The organism is Pseudomonas sp. 43NM1 (assembly GCF_002836905.1).
GTDB classification, from domain to species: Bacteria; Pseudomonadota; Gammaproteobacteria; order Pseudomonadales; family Pseudomonadaceae; genus Aquipseudomonas; species Aquipseudomonas prosekii.
Genome location: NZ_MKGS01000208.1, coordinates 1 through 22,581, shown reverse-complemented (window position 1 = coordinate 22,581; position 22,581 = coordinate 1). Strand labels below are relative to the sequence as shown.

General features: G+C 60.0%; 10 protein-coding genes, 2 rRNA genes and 1 pseudogene. 6 read left to right on the top strand and 7 right to left on the bottom strand.

Annotation, left to right across the window (positions count from 1 at the left end; all coding sequences use genetic code 11):
• Positions 1–9 precede the first annotated feature (9 nt).
• The 3 genes from rrf (BI292_RS27990) to BI292_RS27980 all read left to right on the top strand — a co-directional run bounded on the left by rrf (BI292_RS27990) (position 10) and on the right by BI292_RS27980 (position 2,532).
• Positions 10–125 (top strand): 5S ribosomal RNA (rrf, locus tag BI292_RS27990).
• Positions 126–233: 108 nt separating this feature from the next.
• A 5S ribosomal RNA gene (gene rrf / locus BI292_RS27985) occupies positions 234–349 on the top strand.
• Between the two features lie 302 nt (positions 350–651).
• Positions 652–2,532 (top strand): methyl-accepting chemotaxis protein, encoded by a 1,881-nt coding sequence (locus BI292_RS27980; RefSeq protein ID WP_092275364.1) that lies wholly within the window; start codon positions 652–654, stop codon positions 2,530–2,532.
• Positions 2,533–2,658: 126 nt separating this feature from the next.
• On the opposite strand, the gene BI292_RS27975 is transcribed toward BI292_RS27980, so the two are convergent.
• The 4 genes from BI292_RS27975 to BI292_RS27960 are packed head-to-tail and all read right to left on the bottom strand — an operon-like array spanning position 2,659 to position 8,287.
• Positions 2,659–3,126, bottom strand: coding sequence for an SRPBCC family protein (locus tag BI292_RS27975; protein ID WP_101209940.1), 468 nt, complete (start codon positions 3,124–3,126; stop codon positions 2,659–2,661).
• 22 nt (positions 3,127–3,148) lie between these two features.
• Positions 3,149–6,571 carry a non-ribosomal peptide synthetase gene (locus BI292_RS27970; protein WP_101209939.1) on the bottom strand — a complete coding sequence of 1,141 codons (3,423 nt, stop codon included), beginning with the start codon at positions 6,569–6,571 and terminating at the stop codon, positions 3,149–3,151.
• Between the two features lie 13 nt (positions 6,572–6,584).
• Positions 6,585–7,514 (bottom strand): diiron oxygenase, encoded by a 930-nt coding sequence (locus tag BI292_RS27965; RefSeq protein WP_101209938.1) that lies wholly within the window; start codon positions 7,512–7,514, stop codon positions 6,585–6,587.
• A complete protein-coding gene (locus tag BI292_RS27960; RefSeq protein ID WP_101209937.1) occupies positions 7,511–8,287 on the bottom strand; it encodes a DUF3050 domain-containing protein in 777 nt (258 codons plus the stop codon). The genes BI292_RS27965 and BI292_RS27960 overlap by 4 nt, the downstream gene beginning before the upstream one ends.
• 40 nt (positions 8,288–8,327) lie before the next feature.
• On the opposite strand from BI292_RS27960, the gene BI292_RS28885 reads away from it, so the two are divergent.
• Complete coding sequence (locus tag BI292_RS28885; protein ID WP_157831318.1) at positions 8,328–8,564, top strand: hypothetical protein; 237 nt, start codon at positions 8,328–8,330, stop codon at positions 8,562–8,564.
• A 484-nt stretch (positions 8,565–9,048) separates the two neighbouring features.
• On the opposite strand, the gene BI292_RS27955 is transcribed toward BI292_RS28885, so the two are convergent.
• Positions 9,049–9,756 (bottom strand): GntR family transcriptional regulator, encoded by a 708-nt coding sequence (locus BI292_RS27955; RefSeq protein ID WP_101209936.1) that lies wholly within the window; start codon positions 9,754–9,756, stop codon positions 9,049–9,051.
• A gap of 234 nt (positions 9,757–9,990) precedes the next feature.
• Between BI292_RS27955 and lapG the strand changes: the two genes are divergently transcribed.
• Together lapG and lapD are read left to right on the top strand one after the other, a co-directional pair.
• A complete protein-coding gene (gene lapG, locus BI292_RS27950) occupies positions 9,991–10,683 on the top strand; it encodes a cysteine protease LapG (protein WP_092275346.1) in 693 nt (230 codons plus the stop codon).
• Between the two features lie 14 nt (positions 10,684–10,697).
• Positions 10,698–12,644, top strand: a complete 1,947-nt coding sequence (lapD, locus tag BI292_RS27945) for a cyclic di-GMP receptor LapD (protein ID WP_101209935.1) — start codon at positions 10,698–10,700, stop codon at positions 12,642–12,644.
• Between the two features lie 615 nt (positions 12,645–13,259).
• Here the strand turns inward: lapD and BI292_RS27940 are convergent.
• Complete coding sequence (locus BI292_RS27940; protein WP_092275341.1) at positions 13,260–13,598, bottom strand: tryptophan synthase subunit beta; 339 nt, start codon at positions 13,596–13,598, stop codon at positions 13,260–13,262.
• A 148-nt stretch (positions 13,599–13,746) separates the two neighbouring features.
• Positions 13,747–22,581: pseudogene (locus tag BI292_RS29325) on the bottom strand (LapA family giant adhesin); the annotation flags it as partial.

Below are 22,581 nucleotides of genomic sequence, written 5' to 3'. Positions count from 1 at the left end.
CCCGAATTTCTTGACGACCATAGAGCCTTGGAACCACCTGATCCCATCCCGAACTCAGTAGTGAAACGATGCATCGCCGATGGTAGTGTGGGGTTTCCCCATGTGAGAGTAGGTCATCGTCAAGATTAAATTCCGAAACCCCTATCTGCGTATGCAGGTAGGGGTTTTGTTTTAGTAGAAGTCACCATTTTTTGCTGGCACGTTACTTCGGTAACGGGCTGGTCACAGAATTTCTTGACGACCATAGAGCATTGGAACCACCTGATCCCATCCCGAACTCAGCAGTGAAACGATGCATCGCCGATGGTAGTGTGGGGTTTCCCCATGTGAGAGTAGGTCATCGTCAAGATTGAATTCCGAAACCCCTGTCTGCGAAAGCAGACAGGGGTTTTGTCGTTTCAAGGCCACCAAAAATCTCCCCGCAACAATCCGATCTGAATCATAAGCAGCCGCTCTGGTACACCGTTCAGCCGGAATCAGTCGGTAATTACAGTCATTTCACACAAGCCCCTAAGATTTCTCCTACTCGTGCCGAAAGACTGGTGAGACATGCGTGCACCAAGTTGAGCGACCTCAGAAAGCCGCCAGCGCTGTTACATGGAATGTTGCAACCCGGACGCATCCCCATCTTTTGCATAGAAGCCCCATGAAATGAATTTAAAGTTCAGCCATAAAATCCTGCTGGCCGCTTCTGGCGTCGTGGTGCTGGCCTTCGCATTGTTCACTTTGTACAACGACTATCTGCAGCGAAACACCATTCGCCAAAACCTCGAATCCTCCGTTCAGCAAGCAGGCGACTTGACCGCCAGCAGCGTGCAGAACTGGATGAGTGGCCGCGTGTTGGTTCTGGAAAACCTCGCGCAGAACGTCGCCCACCAAGGCGCCAATGCCGATCTGCCAGGGCTGGTGGATCAACCGGCCTTCACCTCGAACTTCCAGTTCACTTACGTCGGCCAGGCCAACGGTGTATTCACCCAGCGCCCTGACGCGAAAATGCCCGATGGCTACGATCCACGTCAGCGCCCCTGGTACAAACAAGCCGTGACGGCCGACAAAACCATGCTGACCCCGCCATACATGGCGGCGGTCGGTGGTCTGGTCGTAACGATCGCCATGCCGGTGAAAAAGAACGGCGAACTGCTTGGCGTTGTCGGTGGCGACCTGAGCCTCGAGACCTTGGTGAAAATCATCAACTCGGTCGACTTCGGTGGCATCGGTCACGCATTCCTGGTCAGCGGTGATGGCCAAGTGATCGTCAGCCCGGACAAAGATCAGGTGATGAAGAACCTCAAAGATGTTTACCCGAACTCCGGCGTGCGCATCGAGAAGGGCAATCAGGAAGTCACCCTCAACAACGAAGATCGCATCCTCTCGTTCACCCCGGTCAGCGGTTTGCCGAATGCCGAGTGGTACATCGGTCTGTCGATCGATAAGGACAAAGCCTACGCCCCGTTGAGCCAATTCCGCACCTCGGCCCTCATCGCGATGTTTATCGCCGTGAGCGCCATTGCAGTGCTGCTGAGCCTGCTGATCGCTGTGCTGATGCGTCCGCTGACCACCATGGGCCGCGCGATGAAAGACATTGCCCAGGGCGAAGGCGACCTCACCCGTCGTCTGTCGGTAGAAAGCAAAGACGAATTCGGCGAATTGGGCGGCGCGTTCAACCAGTTCGTCGAACGTATTCACGCATCGATTTCCGAAGTGTCTTCGGCGACTCGCCAGGTTCACGACCTGTCGCAACGCGTTATGGCCTCGTCCAACGCCTCGATCATCGGCTCCGACGAGCAGAGCGCACGCACCAACAGCGTGGCCGCAGCGATCAACGAACTGGGCGCCGCAACTCAGGAAATTGCGCGTAACGCCGCCGACGCTTCGCAGCACGCCAGTGGCGCGAGCGAGCAGGCGGACGACGGTCGCCAAGTGGTGGAAAAAACCATTCTGGCGATGACCGAGCTGTCGCAAAAAATCAGCTTGTCCTGCACCCAGATCGAAACTCTGAATGCCAGCACCGACAACATCGGGCACATTCTCGACGTCATCAAAGGCATCTCCCAGCAGACCAACTTGCTCGCACTCAACGCGGCCATCGAAGCGGCGCGCGCCGGTGAAGCCGGTCGTGGTTTTGCGGTGGTAGCGGACGAGGTGCGTAACCTTGCGCATCGCACCCAGGAGTCGGCTGAAGAGATCCATAAAATGATCACTTCGTTGCAGATCGGTTCGCGCGAAGCGGTGACCACCATGAACGCCAGCCAGGTCTCCAGTGAAGAGACGGTTGAAGTGGCGAACCAGGCCGGTTTGCGTCTGGTCAGTGTGACCAAGCGCATCGGCGAAATCGACGGCATGAACCAATCGGTAGCTGCGGCGACCGAAGAGCAGACTGCCGTGGTGGAAACCCTCAACGTTGACGTCAACCAGATCAACCTGCTGAACCAGCAGAGCGTCGCCAACCTCAATGAAACATTGAAGGATTGTGATGCGTTGTCGCTGCAGGCCAATCGGTTGAAGCAGTTGGTCGACAGCTTCAAAATCTGATTCAGGTTTGTCGGACCGCGTTATCGTTGTTCGCGGGCAAGCCTCGCGCCTACAGGCTATCGAGTAACCTGTAGGCGCGAGGCTTGCCCGCGAAAGGGACTTGCGCATCACCGACAAAAATGTGTTCTACGCAAACAGCTTCAACACATTATTCATCGCATCATCGGCAAACCCCTGCACAAAGTCCTTGAACCCCGGCAACGCCTCCGCACCGCCCGCAGCGGGCTGCGCAATAATGGTCCAGGTCGCCCGCGACTTGCCCGCGCCCAGCGGCTCGACGTTCATCGCCGCCCACAAGTTTGCTACGCCCAAGGTGTTGTAGATCGTCGTCCAGGTCATGCTCAGCGCCTGGTCGTCCCGCGAGTTCAGTTGCTCGACCACCACGTTACCGTCCTTGAAGACTTTCTTGCGCAAGGACGACACGCCTTCACCCGTCATTTCGATGTGCGACAGCGCCGGGATGAACGCATCGTAACCAGCAAAGTTGCCGACCACCTCCCAGACTTTCGAGGCGTCCGCCGGCACGTCCACCGAAGACACCACGTGGCAGCCGTGAGGGTTTTGGATCAGGGTATCGGGTTGCAGGGTTTTCATGGTTTTGCTCCAGTTGGGTGACTCAGATGAAGTTGATTTCTTTCAGGTAATCGCAGCCGCGACGCAGCAGCGCCGGGGATTTTTGCGGGTAGTGCGCGCCCATCTGCCGGACGCCGGCCTGCGCGTTGTCGTGGCCGATCATCGAGATGTCGCCGATGTCTTCTTCGAAGCCATTGAGGTAGAAACCGAGTACGCCGAACAACGCGTTATCGCTGTCGACGCGGCCCAGTTGCTGCTGCCAGTCGGCAACGCTGACCATCGAGAATTCGCGCCCGGCCTGGCGAAACGAGGCGACGTAATCGTCCCAACTCAGCGGCTCCGGATTGTGCAGATTGAACACCGCGTGTTCCGGCTGATAACGGCTGGCATGGAAGCCGATGAAACGCGCAAGGAAGTCCACCGGCATCAGGTCGAAGTTCAGTGAAAACTCCGGCACCTGACCGAGCTGGATCGAGCCCTTGAGCATCAGCATCAAGCGGTTTTTGTGCGGCTGGCAGACGCCGCTGAGGCTGTTGAAACTGATGTTGCCGGGGCGATACAGATTGACCCGCACACCGCGCTCCCGGGCGCGCTCGAGGATCCGTTCGGCGACCCATTTCGACAGGTTGTAGCCGTTCTTGATGTAGATCGGCGGGGTCTGCGCGGCGGGTAATTCCAGCACCCGGCCGTCGTCGGTAATCGTGCTCGACGCCGAGAGCGTCGAGACGAAGTTGAAGATCTTTTTGCTGCGCCCTTCGCACAACCGCAGGCACTCGAAAATCGGCTCAACGTTGTCTCGTGCCAGCGACTCGTAATCGAGCACGTGATTGACGTTCGCCGCGTTGTGCACCAGCGCGCCGAACTCGCGATCCAGCCGCTCGTAAACTTCTTGCGCGAGCCCCAGCAACGGCCGCGTGATGTCCGCCGCGTAGACCCGCACCCGGCTCAAGTCCAGATGCTCCAGACGGTTCTCGCGCAAGGCGTCGGCAAAACGCTCCGCCGCCGATTGCCCGCCACCGTCGCGCACCAGACACGCAACTTCCGTGGCGCCCCAGCCAAGCAGCGCCTCGACAATGTGCACGCCGACAAAACTGTTGGCCCCGGTAACAATCACCTTATGCACATCGCCCATGCGGCTGACCGGCAGCGGCTGCACATCCAGTTCGCGGAAGGCATCGGCCATCGCTTGCTCGCTCAACACTTCTTCAGTGCCCGAGCCACGCACCAACGTTGCCAGTTTTGAAATCGTCGGCAGTTCGATGAAACGGTTGATCGAGATGCTGCGCCCGAATTCCTCGCGCAATCGCAGCAACATTCGCGACAGCAGAATCGAGTGACCGCCGAGATTGAAGAAACTTTCGTCGGTGGAAATGTCGCTCGCCGGCAGCTCCAGCAACTCGGCCCAGATCTCCAGCAGCAGCGCTTCATCGGCGCTGGTCGGCAAGCGGCGCGCGGTGTTTTCCAGGACGTTGACCGGCAACGACAGCAGCGCTTTGCGATCGACTTTGCCGTTACTGGCAAACGGCATACTCGCCAGTTCGGTCCATGCACCGGGTTGCATGTAGTCCGGCAAAAACTGCACGGCGTGTGCCTTCAGTGCTTCGCGAGCGGCGCCCGGTTGGTCCTCCTGCGGCTGCGCGAGAAACGCCAGGATCCGCCGCTGACTGTCGATGACCACCGCCACCTGACGGTACAACTGACTGTCGCGCAGGCAGCGCTCGATCTCTTCCGGTTCGACCCGGAAACCACGGATTTTCACTTGATTGTCGCGCCGGCCGCACAGCTCGATGCCGTCGCCGGTCCACTTCGCCATATCCCCGGTGCGATAAGCGCGCAGCTGCTCGCCGTTCGGCAGGTTGAGGTGCAAATAACGTTCGGCGGTCTGCTGCGGATTGTTCAGATAGCCCAGGCACACGCCCGGCCCGACGATGTACAACTCGCCGACGGTTTGCTCGGCGAGCGGTTGCAAGTCCTCATCAAGAATCAGCACTTGGCTGTTGGCAATCGGGCCGCCGAGCGTGCGGTTGTTGTCGCCGGGCCGCAGTTGTCGCGCGGTGATCAGCACCGTCGCTTCGGTCGGCCCGTAGAGGTTGTAGAGGTTGCCCTGACGCGTCAGTTGCTCGATGACGTAAGGCTCGCAGACGTCGCCGCCGGTCATCACGTGGTCGAGCACTTGCAACTGATCCAGCGGCAAAATGCTCAACAGCGCTGGTGGCAGAAAGGCGTGGCTGAGCTGCTGCTGACGGATCAGCTCGACCAGTTGCAGCGGGTCACGACGCTGGTCGTCGCTGGGCACAATCAGCTCGGCGCCCTGCAGCAGCGTCGGGAAAATATCGATCAGCGACGAGTCGAAACTCAGCGAGGAAAACTGCAGCACGCGACTCTCTTCGGTCAGTTGCACATAGTCGGCGTACCACGCGGTGAAGTGCGCGAGGTTGGCCTGGCTGAGCAGCACACCTTTCGGATGCCCGGTGGTGCCCGAGGTGTAGAGCGCCATGCACGGCGCGTCGATCGGGGGGCGCTGCCGCATCAATGGTTGGCCGAGGTCTGCGTCATCCGCGTCGATACAGCGGATGTCCAGCGACGGCATTTGATCGGCCAACGGATGCTCGCCGTCATGCAGCAACAGCACCGCCCCGGCGTTCTGCAGAATGTATTGCTGACGCTGCAGCGGATGGCTCGGCTCCAGCGGCAAATACACCGCGCCGCTGCCCAGAATCGCCAGAATCCCCGCGTACAGCGCACTGCATTTCGGCAGGCAAATGCCGATCACCAGCGGGCCTTGATGCTGGTCGAGCAACGGCTGCAAGCGTTGCTGGATGGCGCGGCTGTGTGTGTGCAATTGCCGATAGCTGAGCGCCGTGCCGGCAACGTTCAGCGCCGGGCGCTCGGCGCATTCGATGAAGCGCTGTTGCAGACGCTCGATCATGGGCATCTGGCCCAGTCGCAGCAGTTGCGGATGCGCCGTGTCATTCAGTCGATGGACGAAGCCAAGCTGTTCGAGAAACAGCAGGTTTTCTACACGCTCGAAGGGCACGGGCGGCGTCGGTTCGGACAGCCGAAAATAGTCGTCATCCCGAGAAAAGCGACTGACCAGCAGCGCCACGTGATCGACCAGTTCCGCTACCGCGCGCAGGCGCAATGCCTGGCCGTTGCCGGATGCCTCGTCGGCAATCGGCACACGGCTGAAAAGCGTCGGGCCATAACGGCACAGCAGGTCCAGGCGCGGCAGGTTATTAGCTTCACCATCAATTGCGCTGACGCCCAGTTGCAGGGTCAATCGCGGCACGTCGCCGAGCTCGGCAAAGACCAGGCTCGCGTCGTCGATCAGCAAGTCGACGTTGTCCAACTCCAGCGCGTTGACGTCGGTCAGGCGCACCAGTGAATGTCCGTGTTGTTCCAGCTCCAGCGCCAGGTCGTTGAGGGCCTGGCTCTGCCCTCCAAGCACAATGTCGAGACGTCTCATGATGTTCTCCTCGTTAAACCAGGTAGTCGCTCAGGGCGCGCTGGACGCACGGCGAATCGAGCAGCGAACTGCTGCGGAAAAACCGCACGATGTTGGCGACCAGTGGGTGATGGCGATTGATCGGGAAGGCCAGCCCCGAGACTTCGCTCTTGAGCGCGCGGCGTGCGGCGTCGCTGATCTGCAATGCTTCGATCAGGCGAAAATCGAAGGATTTCTGGATGTCGTTGGTCAGGTAATGGCCGATGAACACCGGCAGGATCTGCGCGATGCACGCTCGGTCGTCCGCGCTCGCGGTGTGCCAATAAATGCGCACCAGCCGCGCCCAGAAACTCGAGTGACGGCCCTCGTCCAGCAAGTGGTCGGCCATCAAGCCCTTGATCGATTGCTTGACCGTTTCATCCTTGGCGAACGCCGCGACATCGCCGGTCACGGTGTTCTCGGCGATGGCCACGCAGATCAATTCCACGGCGCTGCGCAGGTGCTCCGGCGCCAACGCCACAGCGGCGGGAATCGCCCGGCTCAGTTCGATCTCATCGGGCAATTCGATTGGCGTGATGCCGGTCATGGCCACGGTTTGCTGCATGAAATCCATCGCCACCAAGGCGTGATAATCCTCGTCCACCACCACGGTCATCGCGTCGTAGCGGCAGGCAAACGGGAACTCGACCGCGAAGCGATTCTTGGCGATGCTGCGGGCGGTTTTGTCGACGATTTCGGTTTCGAAAATCACCACGTCGTTGATGAATTTGTAGAGCGTCTGCACCAGCGCAAAGTCGCGTTGTTCCGGGCATTCGCGCAGGAACGTTTCGCTCAGCACCAACGGTTGGCGGCTCAGCGGATAAATCAATTTGTCGTCGTTCTCCAGCACCCGGCGCGGCCGTGTGCGGATGGTCGCGCGGCTCTCCCAGGCGTCGGCGAACGATTGGTAGTCGGCGGCGTTCATGCGCTCACCTCGGCGACGGTTTCGCGCATGCTCAGGCGCAAGCCATCCCACAAGGCAATGCGGCTTTCCACCGCCGCGATGGCGCTGGCGTAAACGTCCTCTTGGCGTTGCGGGTCGCCATCGACCAGTCGAGCGAGGAGTTTTTCGGCGGCGGGGCCGTGGTCCTCGGAGTCGACTTCGATGTGTCGCTCCAGGTAATAACGGAAGGTCGGCGCTTGTTCGATGCCAATGCCCCAGTCGTCGAGAATGCGCTGGAACATCTGCGGGATCACACTTTCGCGGCCATGCAGAAATGCCGCCGCGACGCTGTGGCCAGGCGCACTCAGCGCAGTGTGCAAGGTGTGGCGGACGAATTGCGCGGCGGCCGGGTCGATGTCGATGCTTTGCAGCGCGACGTCATAACTTACGCCTTCCTGTTGCAGCGCAACGAAGCGCTCGACGGCAGCGGTGCTGGCGCCGACTTCGCGCATTGCATCCAGGTACAACTCGAAATGGCTGTAGTGACCGTGACCGTGCCGATCATCGGATTCTTCGCCGAGCACAATCTCATTGATCAGCCGCGCAGCCTGCGGATCTCGCGGCGGCAGCCAAGGCAAATGCACGCAGGTCAGCTCCTGTTGCAGCCGCTTGGTCAGCGACATGAAATCCCACACCGCAAATACATGGGTTTCCATAAATCGTTGAAGTATTGGCAACGAATGTATTTCGCCAAAGATCGGGTGCGCACTCAGTTGTGCTTTCTTTTGGGCGAGATGGTCTTTAGTCAGTTTCATAAGCGAGCCTGTCAGTGAGGGATGTAACTAGGAGTGTTGGATGAATAAGGGAAATCAAAGTGATCGGTTCTATGGGCGAGCGCCGGCCTCAATCGAATTGATAAGTTTTAAAAGTATTGGGGTTCTGCAAGCCGCACTGGATCAGGGTTATAAAACTGGATCCAATGTTGGCGGAGAAAAACTAATACATCAGCAAAGTTCCAGGCAAGTCATTTTTATTTTATTTGAAAGTTGCACTTTTTCGGGCGCGACAAGTTTCAATAAAACTTTAAGTTGATGTTTTATTTGGGTGAAGTTGCTCCTTCCGGCTTATAAAAGTCAGAATCGAAAAGAGAGTGAATGCCTCACTCGTAGCAACTTTCTAACTGGCGTTCGTTGGTGTGATCTAGAGGAATGGAAGTTGGGCGCGAATATGCCGTTTGCTTCCGTTCCCGTGGCAAGACTCCTTCCGTAGGTTCTTGTTGCGATGACGGCCCCGAGTTTGCGAGGCATCGCCCGTCATTAGTGGGTTGGCTATCGCAAGAGTGAGGCTAAATGGCGGTCGCCGCTACGGCTGCCGCGCCATTATTTGGCCACGACGCGGGGCACGAAGGGAAGTTGAGGAAAAGCCTTAGACGGGCAGGAATGGCGCGGTAAATTCGTTCGGAAAACGGCGAACCGGGGATTTGTAAGAAGAGTTGTCAGAAAACCCGGCGAGAGGTGTCGAGGCAAGCGCCGCCGAGCCTATTTGCTGTGCTCGGCGGACGAATAGAGAGGTTTTGCTAGATTTTTTTACTATTGGCGGCGGCAGGGCTTTCGAGAAAACCTGCAATGACCTCGACACCACGGTTCAGATGTCGCGTAAGCAGTTTGACCGAGCGCTCAATGTCGCGGTCTTCAACCGCCCTCAACAATTCACGATGGTCTTCCTGGGACAACTTGCCCAGGCCCATCTTCTCCAGGTTGAAACGCAAGAAGCGCTCCTCTTCATTCAAACCGTCTTCGATTAAGCGTAATAGCCGCCGGTTAGGCGCTTTACTGTACAGAGTCATGTGGAACAGACGATTGAGCCGACCCATTTCGCTGTAGTCGTGCTGGGTTTCCATTTCCTCGATATAACCAGCGGCAAGCTCGATATCGGCGTTGGTCAGCAGCGGAATGGAACGGCGCAACGCTTCCGATTCCAACAGGATGCGCAATTCGTAAGTTTCTGCTGCGTCGCCCTGAACAAGTGGCGCGACTACCGCGCCTTTATGCGCAATGACATTGAGCAACGCTTGCGCTTCCAGTTGCCGCAAGGCTTCGCGCACGGGCATGCGGCTGACGCCAAACAAATCCGCCAGATCCTGCTGGCGCAATGCCGAGCCGCACGGGATGCGTCCGTCAAGAATCGCCGAGCGCAGGGTTTCTTCAATAACCGAGCGCGCCAGGTGAGCGGGGATCGGGCCGTCGAGCTTGATACTGTTCAGAGGATTGGGCTTCTGTGTCACTACAACGCACCCTGCTTGACTAAAGTTATTTTTTGGATCCAAAGGACACTAGTGATTGCTGTAGAAGATGTCAAACCATGTAAAGGGTTGGTCAAACAAATGTGCTGTTATTTTTAACGACGCTGATCAGACAAAGTCTAGCGCGCGAACGGTGATTGCACCGTGCCATTGTCTTTTATCAGGCTAACCTTCACCATCAACCGACTTTAACCTGCCTATTCTGGATGCCTCACTTTGGCGGCTCGTTTCGCGATCCCTCGGACATTGCGCTGGCTGTGCTGCGCGCTGCTCCTGGCCGGCGTCATGCTGGGCGGGTTGCATGCCGATTGGGATTTTTCCCTGATCAGTCGCCGCGCCGAAGCGCTCTACGGACCGTTGGGCGACGGCCAGCAACGCATCGACGCGTGGCAGCGTTTGCTCGCCACACAAAAGCAGGTCGGTGAGGCGGAAAAGCTCAACGTGGTGAACCAGTTTTTCAATAAACAGATGCGCTACGAAGAAGACATCGACCTGTGGCGCGAAGTCGATTATTGGGAAACCCCGATCCAGGGTTTGTGGAAGGGCGCCGGCGACTGCGAAGACTATGCGATCGCCAAGTATTTCAGCCTGCGCCACCTCGGCGTTTCCAGTGACAAGCTGCGCATCACCTACGTCAAGGCTTTGCGGCAGAATCGCGCGCACATGGTCTTGACCTATTATTCGACGCCCGAGGCCATGCCGCTGGTGCTCGACAGCCTGATCAACGAGATCAAACCGGCCAGTCAACGAACCGATTTGCTGCCGGTCTACTCTTTCAACGCTGAAGGTTTGTACATCCCCGGCGCCAAGGGCAACAAAAAAGTCGGTGACACCAAGCGCCTGTCCCGTTGGCAGGATGTGTTGAAGAAAATGCAGGCCGAAGGTTTTCCGGTCGAGACGACTAACTAGGAGCACGCGCTCAGATGTCCTTGTTCAAACAGCTGTTGATCGCTATCTGTCTGTTCCTTGTGGTCGCCTTCACTGGCAGCTTCGTGGTCAGCCTGGAGAGCTCGCGCACCCAGTACGTCAACCAGTTGCGTTCCCACGCGCAAGACGCCGCCACGGCGCTGGCGCTGTCCCTGACGCCGAATATCGACGACCCGGCGATGGTCGAGTTGCTGGTCAGCTCGATTTTCGACAGCGGCTACTACGCGAGCATCCGCGTGGTTGACCTCAAGACCGACCAGACCATCGTCGAGCGCACCGGCACGCCAGCGGTGAATAACGTGCCGGACTGGTTCGTCAAAATGATCGGCCTCGAACCGGCCGGCGGTGATGCCCTGGTCAGCCGTGGCTGGGAGCAAGCGGCGCGTGTCGAGGTGGTCAGCCACCCGATGTTCGCCGTCGCCAAACTGTGGCAGAGCGCGTTGGGCAGCCTCGGTTGGTTGCTGATCTGCGGCGCCGTGAGTGCGGTGTTGGGCGCGCTGTTGTTGCGTCGTCAATTGAAGCCGCTGGACTACATGGTCCAGCAATCCCACGCCATCGCCCGCCGCGAATTCCTCAGCCTGCCGCAACTGCCGCGCACCCCGGAATTGCGTCGTGTGGTGCAAGCGATGAACCAGATGGTCGAGAAGCTCAAGGCGTTGTTTCAGGAGCAGGCCGAGCGCAGTGAAAAGCTGCGCGTCGAGTCTTATCAGGACAACCTTACGGGCCTGGCCAATCGGCGCTATTTCGAGATGCAATTGAACGCGCGGGTGAGCAACCCGGAGCAGGCCAGTTCCGGTTATCTGCTGTTGTTGCGGGTCAAGGATCTGGCCGGTTTGAACCAACGTCTGGGCGGGCAGCGCACTGATGAACTGCTCAAAGCCGTCGGTCAGCAGTTGTCCCGAGAATGCGCGAAGTACCCGGAAACGCAGAACCTGGTGACGCGGATTCGCGGCGGTGAATTCGCCGTGCTCGCGCCGGGGCTGGTGCGTGAAGAAGCCCTGCAACTGGCGCAGAATCTCGAGACTGCGTTGGCCAGTTTGCACGCGACGGGGGCGACGGACGTGGCGTCGGTGGCGTCTATCGGGCTGGCGCCGTTTGCCCATGGCGACTCGCCGCAAGCGGTGATCAGCCTGGGCGATCAGGCATTGGCCCAGGCTGAAGGTCAGGGTGAACAGAGCTGGGCATGTCTGGACCACAGCGCGGTAGCGAGTGTCGGCGATGACCATCATGCATGGCACACACTGCTGGATCAGGCGCTGACGCAGCGGCGCTTCCAATTGTATTTCCAACCGGTCGTGGCCAGTCAGGACGCGACGCTGGTGCTGCATTACAAAGTGCTGTCGCGGCTGGTCGATGATCAGGGCCAGACCATTCCCGCCGGGCGTTTCCTGCCGTGGCTGGAGCGTTTTGGCTGGACCGCGCGGCTCGATCGCTTGATGTTGGAAACCGTGCTCGGGCAAATGGCCGGGCATGAAGAATCGCTGGCGCTGAACCTGTCGTCGGCGACGCTGGCAGATCCGCAGGCGCTGAATAAAGTCTTCGAGATTTTGCGTCAGCATTCCAATCTCGGACCGCGCCTGACCCTGGAAATCGGTGAAGAGCAATTGCCCGAGCAAGCCGTGCTGGAGCAATTGACCCGGCGTTTGCGCGAACTGGGTTTCTCCCTGAGCCTGCAGCGCTTTGGCGGCCGTTTCAGCATGATCGGCAACCTGGCGCGGCTTGGCTTGGCGTACCTGAAGATCGATGGCAGCTACATTCGGGCGATTGATCAGGAGAGCGATAAACGTCTGTTCATCGAAGCGATCCAGCGCGCGGCGCACAGCATCGATTTGCCGCTGATTGCCGAGCGGGTCGAGACTGAAGGGGAATTGTCGGTGATTCGCGAGATGGGATTGTATGGGGTTCAGGGGCAGTTGTTCGGCGAGCCCAAGCCTTGGCAGTGAGTCATTGAGATCCACCCCTCACCCTAACCCTCTCCCCAGAGGGGCGAGGGGACTGACCGTGTTGTTCTTAGAGTGACATCGACCTGAAATATCGAGTCGAACTCAGGTCCTGAAAAGCATGAAGATCTGCTCCCTTTCCCCATTCCCTAGAGAGGTGAGCCCGAGCCTTGGCAGTGAGTCATTGAGATCCACCCCTCACCCTAACCCTCTCCCCGGAGGGGCGAGGGGACTGACCGTGTTGTTCTTGGAGTTACATCGACTTGAAATATCGAGTCGAACTCAGGTGATGAACAGCACGAAGATCTGCTCCCTTTCCCCATTCCCTAGAGAGGTGAGCCCGAGCCTTGGCAGTGAGTCATTGAGATCCACCCCTCACCCTAACCCTCTCCCCGGAGGGGCGAGGGGACTGACCGTGTTGTTCTTAGAGTGACATCGACCTGGAATATCGAGTCGAACTCAGGTGATGAACAGCACGAAGATCTGCTCCCTTTCCCCTCTCCCCTCTGGGGAGAGGGCTGGGGTGAGGGGTGGCTCTTCAGGCCAAGGGAGATTTAAGTTCAAGCAAAGAACCATTGCGAAGAGGGCGCAAGCCCCTCGCCGCGAACCATCTGATCCCTAGATCAACCCCGTCTCATCAACATCAATCAAATGACTCAACCCGCCCAACGCTTCCCGGGCCTGGGTCCGGTCCATCAGTTTGGCTTGGGCGGCGGCCGGCAGGTCGGTGACGCGGATCACGCCTTTGCTGGTCAGCACCTGGATCAAGTCGTCGAGTACCCGGATCATTTCCAGGTCGCTCTGCTTGAGTTGCTTGAGGCTCGATTCCATTACCTCGTTGGCGTACCAGGCCTGGATCTCGTGATTGTCGGCCGGCAGTGTTTCCGTGGCCTCGGCATAGGCCGCGGCTTCCACGCGCACTAATTGGCCTTGCGCATCGCGTTGCACGTAAAACATTGAGCATCCCTCAGAAGTGAACCAGCGTCATGCTGTCAGCAGCATAGGCCAACTGTTGGCGAGTATGCGGTGCGGCGACAAAATCGTCACCGGTGCGCTGTCGGCAAACGTGACGGCCGCCCGATAAGGGCGGCCGTTTTACACTGGATCAGCTGTTGTTGTGGTCGACTTTGATGGTCGGATCGCTACCGGCAATCAAGCTGTGCAAGTTGGCCGAAGACCAGTTGTTGCCTTCCAGTTTGATCGTCACGTCCGGCGAAGCGGCGGCAGCGTCGCCCGAATTGAACTTGCCGGCCGAGCTGACCTGCAACGACGACACGCCATCGACCGTGGAAATCTTCAGGAAGTTGTCGATGGTGCTGCCGGTTTCGCCCTGCAACAAATCGCGCAGGTCGATGCGGTCACCTTCGCTGGCCTTGAAGTCCTTGATCACGTCCGTGCCGGTGTCGCCCGACTTCCAGACAAAGGTGTCGGCGCCCGAACCACCGATCAGGATGTCGTTGCCCGACCCGCCGATCAGCGTGTCGTTGCCGGTGCCGCCGAGCAGGATGTCATTGCCCTTGCCGCCATCGAGCAGGTCGTTGCCGCCCGAGCCGAACAGGATGTCATTGCCCGCGCCGCCCAGCAGTGTGTCGTTGCCGTCATGGGCGCCGGACACGTCGAACACGCTGTAATTCTCAGTGATGAACTGGTGCACGTTGCTGGTCGTGACTTTGCTGACTTCGACGCCGGTTTGCTGCGCGACGAACGCCTGCATCGCCTGATAACCCTCGCCGGCAATGCCGTTGAAGCTCACCAGATCGCCGAACAGGATGTCGTTGCCGTCACCGCCATTGACCGTGTCGGAGCCTGGCAGCGTCGCTTCGGTGTGACCGATGATCGAGTTGGCCAGGTCTTTCGGGTCGATGTTGGTTTGCGGCGTCTTGTCCGAGTCGTAAGGTTTCAGGTCGGCCAGGGTCACGTCTTTGTTGAGGCCGATGGCTTCAACCGTCGAAACCTTGTCCAGCAACGCGAAACCGACACCGGAGTTGTCGATCGCCGCGGTGCCCGTGCTGCTGCCGTTGCCATCGCGGTAGGACAGCTCATACGTGCCATTACCTTCGGCATGCAAAGTGCCCAACTCGGCGCTGCTCCAGTAACCGCCCCACGACGTTTTCCAGGTTTGCAGCGTCACTGTGCCGGCGGTGTCGATGCTCAGGTAGTGCGTGCTGTCCAGATAACCGGAGTAGTTCTGGCCCAACTTGTAGTTGGTGGTGGTGATGACGTCATCGAGCTTCACGTTGCCGAACAAAGTCGGGTTGGTTTGCTCGCCGCTCTGGTAATAGGTCGGCTTGCCGTCGGTGATGAAGTACGTGAGGTTGGTCGCCCCGCTGTTGGCCAGCGCGTCGGCGCTGAGGAACCAGTTGGCCGTGGTTTTGAACACGTCCTCGTAGTTGGTGCCGCCGCCGGACGCCATCGAATCCAGAACTGCTTTGAGCAGGATCAGCGCATTCGGGTCGTTGAGGTTGACCGACACCGACTTGTTGACCTGGGTATCGAAGTCCGCCAGGAACACGTTCACGGTGCCCGAGTTGCCGCCCATGCTTTGCTTGAGCGTGTTGAACACGGTGGTCAGCGAGTTCTTCGCGGCGGTGATCGAGGCGCTGCTCATGCTGCCCGAACTGTCGACCATGAACGCGATGTTGTAGTTGGTGCCCGGCACCACGGTCAGGCCACCGATGTCGCCGACAATAATGTCGTTGCCGTCAGTGCCCGTCACCGTGTCGCTGCCGGCGGTGCCGGTGATCGCGGTGTAAGTGGCCGGGAACACGGTGACCGGAATCTGCGCCGTGGATACCGCCGAACCACCCAGTGCCTCGGTCGAGGTCGAGGTCACGGTCAGGTTGAACTGGCCGTTGTAGTACGGCGGCGGCGTCACGGTCAGTGTGCCGAGGTTCCAGCCAGTGACGTTGGCTTCGCCGGAAGTCGCGCTGGCGGTGAAGGTGTGGCCCGCGCCGTCGGTCAGCACCGAACCTGCCGGGATGCCGCTGATTTTCACGCTCAGGCTTTCGGAGCCGTCGGTGTCGGTCAGCGCAGTTTTCACCGCAGACAAATGCACGCTGGTGCCTTCGGCGCCGGTGTTGAGTTTGTAGCCGTCGTAGTAACCCTCACCGTTGCTGCCGTGCAGATCGGAAACGGTCACGCCGGAAGCGGCGAGGTCGGCGATGCCGGTGTAGAGCGGCACGCCAGCGCTGCTCAGATCGACCGCCGCGGCGCCATTCACCGACAGGTTGACGTCGTAGCTGCCCGGGCCGCTCTGGTTGTGGTGGTAGATGTCCAGGGTGTAGTAACCGCTGGCGGTCGGCGTGTACGAGCCACTCAAAGTGCCGCCCGCGCCCCACAGGGCCGATGCGACGTTTTTGCCGCCAATGGTCACCAGCAAACTGTCATCGCCGGTGCCGCTGAAGCTGTAGGTCTTGCCGGCTTCGAGGTAGATCAGGCCGGACGTTTTCGAGGCCGTGCCGGCGTTGACGCTGCCGTCGGACTGAACGTTGGTCACGGTGGTGCTGGAGTTCGGGGTGCCCGCCGCGTCGATCACTGCTTTGAGTGTCGCCGAAGGTGCGCCGCTACCGTCGGTGCCGAGGCCCGACAGGCCGGTCCAGACTTCCTTGATCAGGCCGGTGGATCGCACGGCGTTATCGGCGACGGTCAGGGTCGGTGCATCCGCCACTGGCGTGATGTCGATCTTGATGGTGCCGGTATTGCCCAACAGTTGGCCGTCGGTTGGCTGGAACTTGATCTGCGCGTAATCCGCCTGATTGTTGCCCAGGCCGGTGCCGCCGTAGCCGTTGGTGCCGGACTCGTTGGTGTCCGGGGTGAAACGCAACTTGCCAGCGTCGATGTCAGCCTTGCTGATGGTCTGGTTGTTGCTGACGTCGGTCCAGGTCGAGCCGTTCAGGTACTGCAACTTGCCTTCGACCGGCAGGCCGGTGATTTTCACACCGAGGCTCGCGGCTGGGCTGTCGACATCGCTGACGCCGAAAGTCGACCAGCCGAGTACCAGCGGGGTGTCTTCGGTGCCGGTGACGTTGACCGGTGCAGCAGTCGGCGCGTCGTTGACCGCGACCACGTTAACGGTGGTCGTGGCGACGTTGGAGTAGTTGCCGCCATCGGTCACGGTCACTGTGATAGTGCGCGGTACGGTGCTCGGGTTTTCACTGTTGTTGGTGAAGCTGATGTTCTTGATCTGCTGCATGTAATCGGCCAGCGACGCGGTGCCCGACAAGGTCAGCGTCACGGTGCCGTTGGTGCTGTTGGCATTGATGCTGATGCCGTTGACGCTGTTGCCCAGGTTCAGCGCATCGCCGTCCTGGCGGTTGGTCAGCACGATGGTCGCGCCGGTCAGCATGGTGCTGTCCGGGTCGGTGATTTTCAGATCGGTGTCAGCAATCGACACGCCTTGGCCGGTGGTGCCTTCGGTGAAGGTCACGTTGTAGTTGGCCCCGGTGGCGCCGCTGGAATTGTTCGCGTCGAGGTCGATGACCGGCGGTGCGTCGTTGTCGATGATCGAGGTGCTGACGCTGCCGTTGGAAGCGCTGATCGCCAGGTTTTCGAAGTTGCCACCGACCGCCGAATCGATTTTGACCACGAAGTTTTCAGTGCCTTCGGTGATCTTGTCGTCGATCGTCGCCACGTTGAAATTGGCGCTGCTGGCGCCCGCCGGGATCTTCACGGTGTACACACCGGTGAAGTCCGAACCGTCGGCGGCGGTGCCGCTGTAGACGATTTTCAGCGTCACTTCGGTCTGCGCCGGGTGCGTCAGGCTGACGGTGTAGCTGGCGGTCTGACCTTCGGTCACCGAGCTGCTGCCGGTGATGCTGACTTCAGCCCGGTCGATGGTGTCGGTGACGGCGGTCACGGCCGGCACACTGCTTTTCACCAGGTTCTCGAAGTTGCCACCGGTGGCGCTGGTGATGGTCGCTTGAACCGAACCGGCATCCTTGTAGACGTCATCGGCAGGTGCTGCAACGTTGACGGTGCCGGAAGTTTTGCCGGCCTCGATGGTGATCACTGCGCCGTTGCTCAGCGTCACGGTCACTGGCGTGCCAGCAGCGTTAGTCAGGGTGGCGGTGTAGGTGATCTGGCCACCTTCGGCTACCGAGTTGGTGGCGCTCAGCGACAGATTGGTGGTGTCGACCACGTCGGTCACGGTGGTGCTGACCGGGGTTTTGTCGGCGACGAGGTTCTCGTAATTGCCGCCCGTCACGTTGGTGATCGAGTTCGTCAGTGGCGCGTTACCGGCCAGCGCGTCGTTTGGCGCGATAGTGGTGATGGTGCCGACTGTTTTGCCGATCTCGATGGTGATCGACTGGCCGTTGGCGAGCGACACGGTGACCGGGCTGCCAGTCACTGGCTGGCCGACGGTGGCGGTGTAGGTGACGGTGCCACCCTCCGCCGCAGTGCCGGTGGCGGTCAGTTTGACCGTCGAGGTGTCGATTGTGTCAGTGACGTTGGTGATTGCTGGCGCGGTGCTTGGGACCAGGTTTTCGAAGTTGCCACCGGTGGCGGTTTTGATCGTTGCCTGAACGGTGCCGGCGTCTTTGTAGACGTCGTCGGACGGCGCTGGCACGGTCGCGGTGCCGGAGGTTTTGCCGGCGTCGATGGTGATGACTGCGCCGTTGCTCAACGTCACGGTCACTGGCGTGCCAGCAGCGTTGGTCAGGGTGGCGGTGTAAACAATCGATCCACCTTCAGCGACCGAGTTGGTTGCGCTCAGCGACAGGTTGGTGGTGTCGACGGTGTCAGTGATCGTGGTCGAAACCGGGGTTTTGTCGGCGACGAGGTTTTCGTAGTTGCCGCCCGTCACGTTGGTGATCGAGTTGGTCAGTGGTGCGTGACCGGCCAGCGCGTCGTTTGGCGCGAGGGTGGTGACGGTGCCGACGGTTTTGCCGATGTCGATGGTGATCGTCTGGCCGTTGGCGAGCGATACGGTGACCGGGCTGCCGGTGACTGGTTGGCCGACGGTGGCGGTGTAGGTGACGGTGCCACCTTCAGCGGCGGTGCCGGTGGCGGTCAGTTTGACGGTCGAAGTGTCGATTGTGTCGGTGACGTTGGTGACTGCAGGAACGGTGCTTGGCACCAGGTTCTCGAAGTTGCCACCGGTGGCATTTGTGATGGTTGCCTGAACGGAACCCGCATCTTTGTAGACGTCGTCGGACGGCGCTGGGACGGTCGCGGTGCCGGAGGTTTTGCCGGCGTCGATGGTGATGACTGCGCCGTTGCTCAGCGTTACGGTGACTGGCGTGCCAGCAGCGTTGGTCAGAGTGGCGGTGTAAACAATCGATCCACCTTCAGCCACGGAACCGGTAGCGCTCAGCGACAGGTTGGTGGTGTCGACGGTGTCAGTGATCGTGGTCGAAACCGGGGTTTTGTCGGCGACGAGGTTTTCGTAGTTGCCGCCAGTGACGTTGGTGATCGAGTTGGTCAGTGGCGCGTTACCGGCCAGCGCGTCGTTTGGCGCGAGGGTGGTGATGGTGCCGACGGTTTTGCCGATCTCGATGGTGATCGACTGGCCGTTGGCCAACGACACGGTGACCGGGCTGCCAGTGACTGGTTGGCCGACGGTGGCGGTGTAGGTGACGGTGCCACCTTCAGCGGCGGTGCCGGTTGCGGTCAGTTTGACGGTCGAAGTGTCGATCGTGTCGGTGACGTTGGTGATTGCTGGCGCGGTGCTTGGGACCAGGTTTTCGAAGTTGCCACCGGTGGCGGTTTTGATCGTTGCCTGGACAGTGCCGGCGTCTTTGTAGACGTCGTCGGACGGCGCTGGCACGGTCGCGGTGCCGGAGGTTTTGCCTGCGTCGATGGTGATCACTGCGCCGTTCGACAGGGTAACGGTGACTGGCGTGCCAGCAGCGTTGGTCAGGGTCGCGGTGTAGGTGATCTGGCCACCTTCGGCTACCGAGTTGGTTGCGCTGAGGCTGAGATTGGTGGTGTCGACGGTGTCAGTGATCGTGGTCGAAACCGGCGTTTTGTCGGCGACCAGGTTTTCGTAGTTGCCGCCCGTCACGTTGGTGATCGAGTTGGTCAGCGGTGCGTGACCGGCCAGCGCGTCGTTTGGCGCGAGGGTAGTAACGGTGCCGACGGTTTTGCCGATGTCGATGGTGATCGACTGGCCGTTGGCGAGCGATACGGTGACAGGGCTGCCAGTCACTGGCTGGCCGACGGTCGCGGTGTAAGTGACAGTGCCACCTTCAGCCGCAGTGCCGGTTGCGGTCAGTTTGACGGTCGAGGTGTCGATTGTGTCGGTGACGTTAGTGATTGCTGGCGTGGTACTTGGCACCAGTTTCTCGAAGTTACCGCCGGTCGCGCCAGTGATGGTTGCCTGAACGGTGCCGGCGTCTTTGTAGACGTCGTCGGACGGCGCTGGGACGGTCGCGGTGCCGGAGGTTTTACCGGCGTCGATGGTGATGACTGCGCCGTTGCTCAACGTTACGGTCACTGGCGTGCCAGCAGCGTTGGTCAGCGTCGCGGTGTAAACAATCGAGCCACCTTCAGCGACCGAGTTGGTTGCGCTCAGCGACAGATTGGTGGTGTCGACCACGTCGGTCACGGTGGTGCTGACCGGCGTTTTGTCGGCGACCAGGTTCTCGTAGTTGCCGCCCGTCACGTTGGTGATCGAGTTGGTCAGCGGTGCGTGACCGGCCAGCGCGTCGTTTGGCGCGATAGTGGTGACGGTGCCGACGGTTTTGCCGATCTCGATGGTGATCGACTGGCCGTTGGCGAGCGACACGGTGACCGGGCTGCCAGTCACTGGCTGGCCGACGGTCGCGGTGTAGGTGACGGTGCCACCTTCAGCGGCGGTGCCGGTGGCGGTCAGTTTGACGGTCGAGGTGTCAATCGTGTCGGTGACGTTGGTGACTGCAGGAACAGTGCTTGGCACCAGGTTCTCGAAGTTACCGCCGGTGGCATTTGTGATGGTTGCCTGAACGGAACCCGCATCTTTGTAGACGTCATCGGACGGCGCTGGCACGGTCGCGGTGCCGGAGGTTTTACCAGCGTCGATGGTGATGACTGCGCCGTTGCTCAACGTAACGGTCACTGGCGTGCCAGCGGCGTTAGTCAGAGTGGCGGTGTAAACAATCGAGCCACCTTCAGCGACCGAATCTGTAGCCGACAGGCTGAGGTTCGTGGTGTCCGTGGTATCGGTAACCGTCGTATCCGCCGGTTTGCCGTCAACTTCCAGCTTCTCGTAGTTGCCGCCCGTCGCGTCGTCGATTTTCACGCTCAACGAAGCGCCGCCCGCCAAGGCGTCGTTCGGTGCAACGAAGTTGACGAAGCCGCTGCTCGCGCCGACCGGGATAGTGATGGTCTGGCCGTTGGACAGCGTGACGACCACTGGCGAATCGGTCACTGGCGCCGAAACGGAAGCGGTGTAAACGACGGTGCCGCCTTCAGCGACGCTCGATGTCGCGGTGAGGCTGACGGTCGACGTGTCGATGGTATCCGTCACAGTTGTGACTGCGGCTACTGGGCTGGTGACCAGGTTTTCGAAGTTGCCGCCGGTTGATTCCTTGATCGTGGCTTCGACTTTACCGGCGTCTTTGTAGACGTCATCGGCCGGAGCGGCGAAGGCTACGGAACCGCTGGTGGCGCCGGCTGCGATAAGGATGATCGCGCCGTTGCTCAGCGTCACCGTCATCGGTGTGCCGGTAGCGTTGGTCAAGTTGGCGGTGTAGACGATCGACCCGCCCTCGGCGACGGAGTTGGTCGCGCTCAGGCTGAGGGTCGTGGTGTCGGCGGTATCGGTCACGGTGGTGGTGACCGGGGTGTTATCGGCTACTAGGTTTTCGTAGTTGCCGCCGGTTACGCCGGTGATCGAGTTGTTCAGAGCGGCTTGGCCGACAAGTGCGTCGTTCGGTGCGACAAAGTTCACGGTGCCGGTGGTGTTGCCGACTTCGATGGTGATGGTTTGGCCGTTGGCCAACGACACAGTAACCGGGCTGCCAGTCACTGGCTGGCCGACGGTTGCGGTGTAGGTGACGGTGCCGCCTTCACTCACGCTATCGGTAGCGGTCAGTTTGACCGTCGAGGTGTCGATGGTATCGGTTACTTCGGTGACGGCTGGAACGGTGCTTGGCACCAGGTTCTCGAAGTTGCCGCCGGTCGCGCCAGTGATTGTTGCCTGGACAGAGCCGGCATCTTTGTAGACGTCATCGGTCGGCGCTGCAACGGTCGCGGTGCCGAAGGTTTTGCCAGCGTCGATGGTGATCACCGCGCCGTTCGACAGGGTTACGGTCACTGGTGTGCCAGCGGCGTTGGTTAGGGTGGCGGTGTAAACAATCGAACCACCTTCAGCCACCGAGCCGGTCGCGCTCAGCGAAAGGTTGGTAGTGTCGGCGGTGTCGGTCACGGTGGTGGTGACTGGGGTGCCATCGGCTACGAGGTTTTCGTAGTTGCCGCCAGTTACGCCGGTGATCGAGTTGTTCAGCGCCGCTTGGCCGACCAACGCATCGTTAGGTGCTACGAAGTTGACGGTGCCAGTGGTGTTGCCGACTTCGATGGTGATGGTTTGGCCGTTCGCCAACGAAACGGTGACCGGGCTGCCAGTGACTGGCTGGCCGACGGTCGCGGTGTAAACCACGGTGCCGCCTTCACTCACGCTATCGGTGGCAGTCAGTTTGACGGTCGAGGTGTCGATGGTGTCCGTGACTTCGGTGACTGCTGGAACGGTGCTCGGTACCAAGTTCTCAAAGTTGCCGCCAGTCGCGCCAGTGATGGTTGCCTGAACAGAGCCGGCGTCTTTGTAAACGTCATCGGTCGGAGCCGCAACGGTCGCGGTGCCGGAGGTTTTGCCGGCGTCGATGGTGATCACCGCGCCGTTCGACAAAGTAACGGTAACCGGCGAGCCAGCGGCGTTGGTCAACGTGGCGGTGTAAACAATCGAACCACCTTCAGCCACCGAACCAGTAGCGCTCAACGAAAGATTGGTCGTGTCGGTAGTGTC